This is a genomic window from Roseibium salinum (genome assembly GCF_026240905.1).
In the GTDB taxonomy this organism is placed as follows: Bacteria; Pseudomonadota; Alphaproteobacteria; order Rhizobiales; family Stappiaceae; genus Roseibium; species Roseibium salinum.
The window spans coordinates 2,662,832-2,674,712 of sequence record NZ_JAPEVI010000003.1 but is presented as its reverse complement, the minus strand read 5'-3'; the positions used below and the strand labels follow the sequence as shown (position 1 = coordinate 2,674,712).

Below are 11,881 nucleotides of genomic sequence, written 5' to 3'. Positions count from 1 at the left end.
GTCATTGGAAATTCTTCTGCAAATGCCTCCAGGCGGGCGCGGTCGCTCAAGCGGCGCCGCCCGTTGGATCTCATCGGTGCACTTCCGGACCTGTACTAGCTCTTAGCGGCTGCAAGCTGGCGTTTGGACAGTCTCGTGCGGAAGGAGGAAGCGCTGGAGCGGGCCAGGTAGATCACCGGGATCAGGCCGACGAGAACGATAGCCAGCGAGGGCAGGGCGGCTTCCTCGAAGGCCTCTCGGGAAGCAGCTTCGAAAACGGTGGTGGCCAGGGTCTCGAAATTGAACGGGCGCAGGAGGATCGTCGCGGGCAGCTCTTTCATGCAGTCGACGAAACTGAGCAGGGCGGCGGACAGCAGGACGGGTTTGAGGATCGGCAGGTGCACCTGACCCAGAATCTGGCTGGTGTTGCGCCCCAGGGTCCGCGCGGCCATGTCCAGATGCGGGGTTATGCGGCCAAAGCCGCCTTCCACCTGTCCGTAGGAGACGGCAAGGAAACGCACCACGTAGGCATAGACGAGCCCCGCTCCGCTCCCCAGGAACAGGAGCCCGGTGCTGATGTCGAACCAGGCCTCCATGCGGGCGTCGAGGAAATTGTCGAAGCTGGCCATCGGAACCAGGATGCCGATAGCCAGAACCGTGCCGGGAATGGCATAGCCGATCGACGCGAGGCGGACTGCGACGCTCAGCAGTCCCTTTCTGTTGAGGCGCAGGGCATAGGCCAGCGACACGGAAATGACGACGGTCAGCAAGGCCGCCACTGCGGCCAGGCTGAAGCTGTTCCACACAGAGGTCAGGAAAGCGCCGGAGGAAAGGTCGTCGAGCCGCCGGCTGGCCCTGTCCGCCAGGAGAAGCCCGGGAACGACGAAGCCGAGAATGATCGGCACAACGCAAAGGATCAGTGCCAGAGTTCCCTGCCATCGGTTCAGGTCGAACCGGGTGGGCGGGTGGTATTTGCTGCCGCCTCCGGTGTGAAAGCGCTGCTTGCGGCGTCCGAACCGCTCCACCCACAGGAGCGCAAACACCATCAGGAGCATGGCCAGGGCAAGCTGCGCCGCTCCGCCCAGGCTGGAGCGGTTCAGCCATGTGTCATAGACCGAGAAGGTCAGGGTCTTGACGCCGAAAAACGTCACCGCGCCGATATCATTGAGGCACTCCATCAGTGCCAGCGAAACTCCGATCGCGATCGCCGGACGGGCAAGCGGCAGGGCGATACGGAAGAACATTCCATAGGGCGAGGATCCGAGCGTGCGGGAGACATCCAGCATGGAGGCCGACTGGATCAGAAAACTCGCCCGGGTGGTCAGGTAGACGTACGGGTAGAGCACCACGCCCATGACGAAAATGGCGCCGCCCAGAGAGCGGATTTCCGGAAACCAGTAGTCCCGGGACGTCGTGAAGCCGAAGATGTCGCGCAGCAGGCCTTGAACCGGTCCGGTATAGTCAAGCACTTCCACATAGGCGAAGGCGACGATGTAGGTCGGAACCGCGAGCGGTACCAGCAGCGCCCAATCCAGGATCCTGCGGCCGGGAAACTCGCACATCGTCACCAGCCACGCGGTTCCCACCCCGGCGATGCCGGTAATCAGGCCGACGCCCAGCATCAGAAGCAGCGTCGTCTGGACCGCCCGCGGCAGCACCGATTGCAGCAGATGGCCCCAGACATCTCCCGTGGGCGCCAGCGCGATCGACACGATGGCGGCCATCGGCAGCAGCACCATCGCTGCAACTGCGAGTGCGGCAATGCGCCAGAAACGATCGGCAAATGTGAGGGATGGCGTGCGCAGCAACGAGGGTCTTTTCTCTATCGGTTTATAGGGTGCGGACTCATAAATGAGGACGAAATGGCATGAGATTGGCGAAACACCGTTAGGAAGGGTGCGCAGAGCGGGCTGTGTGCCCGGTCAAGCGCGCTGACGAAGCGGGGTGAAGCCATTTTCATGTCCTTCGGATTTGACCGGATTGTGCCTCCTCTACGTCGCGAAAGGCTTGAAAATGGGCCACATTTCCTACGCTTCCGCTTCTTGAGGACGCGCAATCCGCCTCAAACCATTTCATCCTCATTTATGGGTCCGCACCCTAGACTTCAGGGAAGTAAAGCCAATCGGGTCAAAATGCAAAAAAGCGCCGCGGGAGAGCGGCGCTTTCTCTTGTTTGCGTGTGGCGGGCTCAGGAAGCCGGACCGTCATCGAAGCCGACGTTGTCGACGATCTCGCTGGCCTTCTTGCGGTTTTCCGCGATCTCCGCCAGAGACAGCGAGTCCTTTTTCAGCTCGCCCCAGCTCTGAACGCGCTCGGAAACCTCGACGCCCGGCTTGACCGGATACTCGTAATTGGCTTCCGCGTAGATCTTCTGCGCTTCGTCGGAGGACAGGAACTCGATCAGTTTGAGCGCATTTTCCGCGTTCGGCGCATGCTTGGCCAGAGCGACACCGGACAGGTTGACGTGGCTGCCGCGACCTTCGGAGTTCGGGAACAGAATGCGGACGCTATCGGCCCACTCCTGCTGCTCCGGCTCTTTCTCGTTGGTCTGCATGTGGCCCATGTAATAGGTGTTGCCGATCGAGATGTCGCACTCGCCCGCATAAACGGATTTCACCTGCGAGCGGTCGTTGCCGGACGGCTTGGTGGCAAGGTTGTCACGGACGCCTGCCAGCCATTCTTCGGTTTTTTCCTCGCCATGGTGAGCGATCATCGAAGCGATGAGGCCGATGGTGTAGGAATGCTGACCGGAGCGGGTGCAGATGCGGCCCTTCCACTTCGGGTCGGCCAGCTCTTCATAGGTGATCGTGTCCTGCTCGACCCGGTCCTTGGACGCATAGATGATCCGGGCGCGGTTGGTGAGGCCGATCCAGTGGCCTTCCGGATCCCGGAACTCTGCCGGGACGTTCTCGTTGACGACGTCCGAAGTCACCGGCTGGGTAATGCCGAGCTGCTTGGCGCCGTCGAGGCGGCCGATGTCGACGGTCAGAAGTACATCCGCCGGAGAGTTTTCGCCTTCCGCGGCAATTCGCTCTCCAAGACCCTTGTCGGCAAAAACCACGTTCGTGGTGATGCCGGTTTCCGCGGTGAACGCATCCAGCAGGGGCTGGATCAGGAACGGCTGGCGGTAGGAATAGATATTCACTTCACCGTCAGCGAACGCGGGCGCCGCAGCAAAGGCCGTCGTAGCCAGCGCAACGGCGCAGGTAACGGAGCGGAGTGTGGAACGCATCTAGGTCTCCCATATTATCATGATTTCATGCTTCAGCGGGTGGCTTCAGCCTTGGCCGGGACTATGTCCCCAACAGGCGCGCAAGTCAATAAATCCAGTAAAATCAATACTTTAGAATGATTCAAAAGTAATTGGAAGTTTCCACTCCACAATCGGGCCCAAAACCGGTGAAAAAACAAGAGTTTAATTCTCACCTTTTGATCCGGTGAAGGGAAAGGCAAGGCCGATCAAGTCTGTGTTACCGGGCGCGGGCCAAAGTGTCACACCCAGGAAAGAGCCTTCTTCAGGAACGCGGTGCCGCCGTCGCGCTGCCATTCCCCATGCGCCATGATGACCCGCTCAGGCGCCCAGGCGAGGATCCTCGCCTTGCAGCTCCGGGCCTTGCGGCGGTTGAAAAAGGTGAGCCGCCATTCCAGCGGCGCGTGGCCCTTGCCTTCGACGATACCCCAGAGCCGGGCGAGCCACCGCTGCCAGGGTTTCCAGTGTTCGGCCAGGAAGCGTTCGGAAAAATGCTCGCTGAGGTCAGCAAGGATCGCGGTGCGGGAAGGGCGGTGAAAGAACACCAGTTCGTCCATCACCGGTGACCCGGCGAAGCGGACCATGTCGATCCGGTCGTCCCAGGCCGCGGGGACGGTGTCGTCCAGCGGCGCCTCGAAGGTCAGGTCCCGGCGTTTGTCGATGGTGCTCTGCGGGCCCCAAAGCCTGGCGTCCGGATAGGCCTTCTGCCAGTCCTGCAGGTAGAGGTGATGGATCTTGTTCGGGCTGACAAGGTGCGCCGGCGCGCCGAGGGTCTCGATCTGCCGCTTCACATCATCGCTCAAGGCGATCGGCGACCATACCCAAAGACCGCCTGAGGGAAGCGCGACAATGACGCAGCGGGTCGGATAAGGGTAGCCGTAGAAGGGGACGAGGTCCCCTTCCAGGATCCAGATATTCTCCGCAACCTTGATTGCGGGCCGGTCCATTATTCGGACAGGACGCGCTGGGTCGGAAAGATGATTTCGACAAGCGTGCCCTGATCCGGCGTGGAATCGATGTGGAAGCTTGCCCGGTTGGCTTCGACCAGTGCCTTGGTAAGCGGCAGGCCGAGCCCGGTTCCCCCGCCGCGGCTGGCCGTGTGGAGCTGGCGGAACGGTTCAAGCGCGGCCGCCAGCTGCTTGGTGGTCATTCCCGTCCCGGTGTCCCGGACGCGGAGCGCGACCTCGCCGTTGCTCTCCAGCGCCGTCGACAGGATCACCTGCCCGCCGGACTTGTTGTACTTGATCGCGTTGGACAGAAGATTGAGGACGATCTGGCGCAGCGAGCGCGCATCGGCCACCACATCGGGCACCGATTCCGGCAGGCTGGCACGGATGATGACCCGCTCCCGGTTCGCCTGCGGCTGCATCAGCGCGACGCATTCATTGATCACGTCATTGGTCGAGACAGCGGAGAATTTCAGGTCGAGCTTGCCCGCTTCGATCTTGGACAGGTCCAATAGATCGTTGATCAGGCTCATGATGTGTGAGCCTGACGTGCGGATGTCCTTCAGATAGTCCTTGTAGCGCTCATTGCCGATCGGCCCGAACCGCTCCTCCATCATGACTTCGGAAAAGCCGATGATGGCGTTGAGCGGCGTGCGGATCTCATGGCTGATCTTGGCCAGGAAATCGGATTTCTGCGAACTGGCGTTCTCCGCCTGGCGCTTGGCTTGGGTGAGTTCCTCTTCCGCCGTCTTCCACTGGGTGATGTCGCGCAGGACCGCGCAGTATTTCGCGTCGTCCCTGGCATTGGTTATCCGGCCGATGGTCATGAACAGCGGGATCAGCCCGCCGGTCGGGTTCTTGCCGAGCACTTCCCTGCCATCGTTCAGGATGCTCGCCACACCGTTGCGTGTCAGGCCGTCGAGATAGTCGGCGGCGGCCCGGTGGCTTTCCGGCGCGAGGAACTCGCTCAGCGGCGCGCCGATCATGTCCGACCGGCTCGCACTGAACAGCGCTTCGGCCGACCCGTTCACCTTCAGAATGCAGCCTTGCTGGTCCAGCACCAGAACACCGTCCGTCGCCGTCTCCAGGATCGTGTCCATTTCGGCGATCTGGTTGCGGGCGCTGTCCAGTTCGGAGCGGATTTCGGCAAAGAAATTCGGCGAAGCCGGTTCAGCATTGCCGGCGGCCTGTTTGCCGGTGCGCTCCGTGATGGAAATCATCAGGCCGTGGCTGCCGTTCCAGGGCACGGCATGCATATGCGCGTCGACGGAAAGCACGCCGCCATCGGACATGCGCACCTTCATGGTCTCGTCGACCTCGCCATCCATGCCGACCGCATCGGGAAGTTCTTCCGCGTCATCGATGAACAGCGCTTCCAGACCGCCGGCCTCCGACAGCTTCGCAATGGACTTGTAGCCAAGCATCCGCAGGAGCGCCTTGTTGGCGTAAAGCACTTCGCGGTCATGCACGATCGCAATGCCGATCGGCAGCCTGTCGAGCAGGCTCGGATCGATCGGCCCTGCCTCCGGCTCTTCCGGCGGCAGATCTTCAAGTTCTTCGACAGCATCCGGTGCATCAAAATCCTCAAGATCTCCTTCCAGGCGCGCCCCGAGCGCTTCGGCGATCTTGCGGAACGCCTGTCGCTCCGGACGGGACAGTCCGGACGTGTCGACCGGAACGACCCGCGGCCTCGCGGTCGCTAGCGGGATGATCTTGCCGCTCGGTTTTTCCGGAGCGGCGTCGATGGAATCGTCGTCTTGCGCTTCAGGCTCGCTGGCAAGGTTCTCTTCGGCTTCGAAAGCAGCGGTTTCTTCGAAGAACTCCCGTTCGTCGTCGTCCTGCCGGTCCAGGCCGGCAGCCACTTCTTCCAGTGCGCGGCCGTCTTCTTCCACGATGTCGAAATGGGTTTCCTCAAATGAGGGAACCGGCTCGAACTCCTCGTCCTTGACCTCGTCACCTGTCTCAGCTTCGCCAGCGTCGACGTCGACCGCCTCGGTAGCGGCAGCCTCATCAGCCTCATCAGCCTCAGCCGCGGCTTCTTCGAGCCCCGGCACAGGGGGCGCTTCGCCGGAGGCTGCCTGCTCGGCGTCAAACAGATCCCGCGGCTTTACCTCCACGGCCTTGTAGGACTTGGCGAGCGTCTTGACTGCGCTTTCGATCTCCGCGGGCTTCAGCGGCGCGGGGCCGGAGATGCCGGTGAGTTCTTCTTCGGCTTCCGCCTGCCCATCATCCTCCTGCTCATCTTCCATGGACGGTTCGTCAGGGGCCGGTCCGGTCTCTTCGAGCGGCGCGTCCGCGTCGGCCTCGAAGGTCGTTTCCTCTTCAGCGGCGGTCAGGTCTTCGGTACGCTCATCGTCCATGGGCGTCGGAGCTGTCCCGGCTTCGCGGTCCGTCTGGTTCCCGGCATCGTCCGACTGGGCCGTTTCGGCCGGCTGTTCCGGCTCCTCGGGCTGTTTCCGGATCTGGGGCGTCTTTGCCGGGGACTTGCTGGTGAATTTCGCCAGGGAACCGACCAACGCGGCGGCACTGGCGCCCAGAAAGGTTCTGCCGCTGAAAGTGTCCGGTTGCGCCGGTTTCAGATCGGCAATTGTTTCTTTCGCCTCAACCGGGGCTTCCTGCCGGACGTCTTCCGCTTCAGGCTGCTCTTCAGCCGTGGCGGCGATTTCTTCCGGAGCGGCCGTGTCCTCGGTTACGCTTTCTTCGGCGCCGACTTCTTCGGAAGCGGATTCCTCTGATACAGTTTCCTCAGCACCGGCGTCTTCTTCTGTGTCCGCCTCATCCTCGGCGACAGGGTCCGGAGCCTCTGCCGCGATATTGGTATCGTCTTGCGGGCCGGCTGTTTCCTCGGCAGGTTCATGCTCCGCGTCTTCGACCGCTGCGGCGAGATCTTCGGCGCCGCTGTCGGCTTCCTCGTCGTCAGCGACGGGCGTGGCGGCGAACGCCTCGTCGAAGGCGGCCAGCGCCGGGCTCAGAAGATTTTCCTTGTCCTCGACCGCATCGGCCGTGCGGCAGACACCGAAACCGCGATAGCCCTCGAATTTTCTGTTCCGGTCGAAGGCGGGCAAAGCGGCCATGTCGACGGGAACCCGCAGGGGCGCACCGGTCACGGGCCAGTCGACCGTCTTTCCGCTCCAGGTATCCCGCCGGTCGAGCGCCCGGGCGATCAGCCCGCGTGCGTCCAGGCCGAATCTTTCCGCAACCTCTTCCCAGGTCTGTCCTACGATATCTGTGGTTTCAGGGCCCATCACGTCGGAAAACTCGTCCGACAGAAAGGTGAAACGCTGGTCGATGTCCATTTTCCAGGCGAACCGGATCGGACGGCGGCGCGGCTGGAACACGAACCCTTCCCCGGCCTGGGTCGCTGGTTCCTCGGCGGCTGTTTCCTCGGTTGCAGTTTCCGCATCAGCGGGCGCGCCGGCGTCTTCAGGCGCAAGTGCCCCATCTGCCTCGTCTGCCACGGCTTCGACTTCGCCTTCGTCCTCGGCTTCAGCCTCGCCGTCTCCCGTGGCGTCGGTCTCGCCGGTGTCCTCGGCATCCGTTTCCGATGCAGCCTCAGCCGCGACGGGCTCCTGATCGGTTTCGCCGGTCTCCGGTTCTTCGTTTGCTGCTGCAGCCGCAGTTTCTTCGTCTTCGGGAATGTCTTCCGGCTCGGCCGTCAGGTCTTCAACCGTCTCGTCGTCTTCGACGAGGGCAGCCTCATCCGGAGTGTGTAGCTCTTCGTGCCGGCTCTCGGCACGCTCTTCATCCGGCTCGGCTTCATCCGCCCGCACCCACAACGAAGCTTCGTCCGGGGCCTCCTCGCTGTCCTGCGCATCGGGACCGGCGTCTGCCTCGGCCGCATCTTCAAGGCCGGCCTCCGGTTCTGCCTCGCCGGCGGAGCCGGCTTCCGCGTCGTACGGAACACCCGTAATCTCGCCATAGAGCGCACCGGCGGCGAAATCGTCCTCTCCGTCAGCAACGCTTTCGCGCCCGGTTTCGTTTAAAGTTTCCGTGTCTTCCGGCAGCGAGGCGTCCTCAAGGACAATCAGTTTCTGGCCGGGGCCAATCTGAAGGGCGACACCTTCATGAAAGCTGCCGCCGGCTTCCAGCGGTCCGAAGAGGGCTTTCTGGTCTTCCGGCAGGTCCGGGTTCTCGGGGGGGCCTGCAACGCGCCAAGCTGCTCCTCGACCACACCGTTCGTCGTTACGAACACGGTCGACCCGTCGCCCTGCAGGAAATGCGCAAAGCCCGATACCGGGTCCTTTGTTGTCGACAGTCCCTTGTCGCCGCACACGATCAGAGCTGCTGCCTCGCCGTTTTCCAGCTCGACCCGCTTGCACTGGCAGGTCAGCAGCATGACCCTCAGGCCGCGGTAGAACCGAAGGCGGTCGATGCTGAATTTTTCCGTCGGTCCGGATTCGGCAATGCGGGCGATATGCGGGCGGGCGGGGGAGCGTTCCAGGGCCGTCAGTGCGGCAAGGTCGGGCACATTGCGGGCGGAAAAGAACGCCGCCCCGGCGGCATTGGCCCACAGGATGCGTGCGCCGTCCGCCGACCAGAGCCAGGCAGCCCGTTTGTCGGCGACAAGCTGGACCAGATCATCCTTGGCAGTCAGTTCCAGGAATGATTGGGTTTGTTCGTCCATGGCTCAGCTCCAAACTGGTCTGCAACACCGGTCGACAGGGCGTGCGGCTGCCCGATTTGCCTGCCGTGGTAAACGCTCCGTTAATACAAGCAAACACTTGCGTCGTCCACGTAAAGCAAGGTTGCTAAAGGGCTTGCGTGAAGGCGTGGTTAATCAGATGGCGATTTAATTGCTGGATTGCCATCGCCGTGTTACGAATTTTTGGCATGGTAAATTCTAGCCCAAGGTGACAGACCGGCTGATGGTACCACCGCAAGGAAACCGGACCACGGTTTCATGCGTTTTTTCCCCTGTTCAGGAACGATCCCTGAGCCCTGCCGGTTGGTTACTGGAGCAAGGGACATTCCTGCAAACCAATTGAACCGAGGAGCGCCGACATGAGTAAAGACAAGACCGGTTTCGAGGTCCCCGAACAGATGCGCGACTTTGCCGAGCAGAGCGTCGATCAGGCCCGCAAGGCATTTGACGAGTTCATGGATGCGACCCAGAAGGCCGTATCCAAGGCGGAAGACAACGCCAGCGCCATGCAGGCCGGTGCGGCCGACGTGAACAAGAAGGCGCTTACCTACGCAGAAGAGCACGTCAACGCTGCCTTCAACTTCGCACAGCAGCTCGTCAAGACGAACAATGTGGAAGACATGATGAAGCTGCAGCAGGACTATCTGCGCAAGCAGATGGAATCCCTCGGCGAGCAGACGCGCGAATTCTCCAACACCGCGACCAAACGCGCGCAGGAAGCCGCCAAGGCTGCTCAGAAGAAATAACGCATCCGCTCGCGGAGACGTTTCGGCGCGGGGCATTGCCGTCCCGCGCCCTTGTGCGATCCCTTGGCCGCAGTCCCGGAATGTTGCATCGTCGGCCCTGGTGCCGGCGTTCCTGCCTTCGGCAATCGAGACGGCGGATGCCGGCTGACGCGACATTTGTCGCTCAATACCGGCCCGGCGCGGCCCACATGCTACGATTCCCCGACGGAATTTTTGTTGTGCAGTGCAAAATAATGTTGCAATGCAGCGCGAGGCGTACTATGTATGGTTTGCGGATGACGACAGGGACCGCCGGCACACGTATCGGCGGAATGAAAGAACACCAGTGATCGCATCCGAACTCAAGGAGATGAGATCATGACCGACACAAGCACAACGCAGGCCAAGACGTCTGCAAAAACGGCACGCGCCAAAATGAAATCTGCAACGGGCGGCGCTGCCTTCCCGGACTTTGAAGCATTCGCAGTGCCGAACATGGAAGTTCCGGCAGCTTTCCGCGAAGTGACCGAAAAGAGCATCGAGAATGCTCGCGACACTTACGCCAAGGTGAAATCCGCTGCTGAAGACGCAACCGACCTGATGGAAGACACGTTCGAAACGTCCCGCCAGGGCGCCGTTGAATTCAACCACAAGGCTGTGGATGCATTCCGGGCAAACGCAGACGCGACGTTCTCCTTCATCAAGGACATCATGTCCGCGAAGACGCTGTCTGAAGCCATCGAGCTGCAGTCGACTTTCGCCCGCAAGCAGTTCGACGCGCTGAGCACCCAGACCAGGGAGATGCAGGAACTGGCTACCAAGCTTGGTACCGATGTTTCCGCTCCGGTCAAGGAAGCTATGGAAAAGTCCTTCAAGGACCTGAAGGTCAACTGATCCGGTTCAGCCCCGCATGACTGCGGCAAACTGAATTGATGCCCGGGGTATTGCCTCGGGCATTTGCTTTTCAACAGGCGAATTTTGCGAAGATTCCCGCTTGCCGGTTGGAAAAAACGGGGTTAGAAGACGCCCTTGCAAGGGACGCCTCGGCCAAGTATGGTCCGCGCCACCTTGAAAGACCTTAAGCAGACGTAGCTCAGTAGGTTAGAGCGTCGGATTGTGGCTCCGAAGGTCGGTGGTTCGAATCCACCCGTCTGTACCATCCCGCCAAGTGCTAATACCTTGATTTCTCAATAGAAACTCCGCTTGTACCAAGCGGGGAATTTGACGTTTGCCCAAAATTACCGTTTGGTCCAGTGATTTTGAATTACTCTGACGACCGGCATCTTGATTTTGCCCGGCGTAAGTGTTCGGAGCGTGACGCCTGTCTGTCGAATTCAATTGCATCAGCATGCGACCGGCGTAGGTCCGGTGACGATCAACAGCACGGTTGCTGCGCTACGGTTTCTGTTCACGGTGACGCTGAACCGGCGGGATCTGTCGCGAACTCTGGTGATAATTCGCAATCCGAAAATGCCGATAATCCCGGCCCCGCCCGCAGATACTCCACCCCGCCACAGCCAACGCTCAATTGCCCCTCACGGGAATTCCCTGCCCGCCGGCAGGCGCAAGGACGGCGAAATGGAATTCGCCGTGTCCCGGAGCACCGGGAGAATTTCCTTCAGAACCCGCTTCTCGTCATAGCGATGGGATGAGACTGAGCATTGGACGGCGGCAAACGAACGGCCGTCGGGGCCGACGATCGGCGCGGCGATTGCCAGTTCGCCGATGATCATCTGGTCGGCGGCAAAGGCGTAGCCGTCGCGCGCCGCCTGGTCGACGGCGCGGCCGAGTTCGGCGCGGTCGGTGACGGTGTAGGGGGTGAAGCTCTTGAGCGGCCAGGTTTCGAGCGCGGCCTGCCGTTCTGCTTCCGGAAAGGTGGCAATCATCGCGCGGCCGCTGGTGGTCATGAGTGCCGGAATGCGCCGGCCGATGACGGTCGCGGCGAACTGGGTTCTCTTGCACGGCAGACGGTTCACGTAAATGATGTGATCGTCCGACAGTTCCGCAAGGTTCACGGTCTCGCCGAGCTGCTGTGAAAGCTCGATCAGCTTCGGCAGTGCGTGTCCGACCAGCGGGTCCGACCAGTAGTAGGCAAAAGCCAGTTCCAGCCAGGCATGCGAGGGGCGGTAACGGCGCGTCACCGGGTCCTTGTCGAGCATGCCCTCCAGATGCAGCGTGTTGGCGAGCCGCTGGGTCGCGCTCTTGTCGAGGCCGACGAGAGCCGACAATTCGGCGAGCGACAGCTCGGTATGCTGGTCATCGAAAGCTCTCAACAATTTGAGGCCCTTAGCCAGCGAACCGACATAGAGCGTGTTTTGCTTAGCCTTCATGCATGCCTC

8 protein-coding genes and 1 tRNA gene are annotated in these 11,881 nt (G+C 61.5%); 3 read left to right on the top strand and 6 right to left on the bottom strand.

Going from position 1 to position 11,881, the window contains the following annotated elements; all coding sequences use genetic code 11:
- Positions 1–95 precede the first annotated feature (95 nt).
- From ON753_RS16950 to ON753_RS26830, 5 genes are all read right to left on the bottom strand, one after another.
- Positions 96–1,787: an ABC transporter permease gene (locus ON753_RS16950; RefSeq protein ID WP_265963790.1), complete on the bottom strand. Its 1,692-nt coding sequence runs from the start codon at positions 1,785–1,787 to the stop codon at positions 96–98.
- Positions 1,788–2,166: 379 nt separating this feature from the next.
- Positions 2,167–3,210 carry a Fe(3+) ABC transporter substrate-binding protein gene (locus ON753_RS16945; protein WP_265963789.1) on the bottom strand — a complete coding sequence of 348 codons (1,044 nt, stop codon included), beginning with the start codon at positions 3,208–3,210 and terminating at the stop codon, positions 2,167–2,169.
- Positions 3,211–3,470: 260 nt separating this feature from the next.
- A complete protein-coding gene (locus tag ON753_RS16940; protein WP_265963788.1) occupies positions 3,471–4,175 on the bottom strand; it encodes a DUF4336 domain-containing protein in 705 nt (234 codons plus the stop codon).
- Positions 4,175–7,945, bottom strand: coding sequence for an ATP-binding protein (locus ON753_RS16935; protein ID WP_418068009.1), 3,771 nt, complete (start codon positions 7,943–7,945; stop codon positions 4,175–4,177). Before ON753_RS16935 ends, ON753_RS16940 begins: the two co-directional genes overlap by 1 nt.
- Before the next feature lie 254 nt (positions 7,946–8,199).
- Entirely contained in the window at positions 8,200–8,799 is a 600-nt protein-coding gene (locus tag ON753_RS26830) for a hypothetical protein (protein ID WP_418067970.1), read from the bottom strand.
- Positions 8,800–9,176: 377 nt separating this feature from the next.
- Between ON753_RS26830 and ON753_RS16930 the strand changes: the two genes are divergently transcribed.
- The 3 genes from ON753_RS16930 to ON753_RS16920 all read left to right on the top strand — a co-directional run bounded on the left by ON753_RS16930 (position 9,177) and on the right by ON753_RS16920 (position 10,701).
- On the top strand, positions 9,177–9,563 hold the full coding sequence (locus tag ON753_RS16930; protein WP_265963786.1) for a phasin family protein: 387 nt from the start codon (positions 9,177–9,179) through the stop codon (positions 9,561–9,563).
- Between the two features lie 357 nt (positions 9,564–9,920).
- Positions 9,921–10,436 carry a phasin gene (locus ON753_RS16925; RefSeq protein WP_265963785.1) on the top strand — a complete coding sequence of 172 codons (516 nt, stop codon included), beginning with the start codon at positions 9,921–9,923 and terminating at the stop codon, positions 10,434–10,436.
- A gap of 188 nt (positions 10,437–10,624) precedes the next feature.
- Positions 10,625–10,701: transfer RNA gene (locus ON753_RS16920), tRNA-His, on the top strand.
- A 376-nt stretch (positions 10,702–11,077) separates the two neighbouring features.
- Here the strand turns inward: ON753_RS16920 and ON753_RS16915 are convergent.
- On the bottom strand, positions 11,078–11,872 hold the full coding sequence (locus tag ON753_RS16915) for an IclR family transcriptional regulator (RefSeq protein ID WP_265963784.1): 795 nt from the start codon (positions 11,870–11,872) through the stop codon (positions 11,078–11,080).
- Between the last annotated feature and the right edge of the window lie 9 nt (positions 11,873–11,881).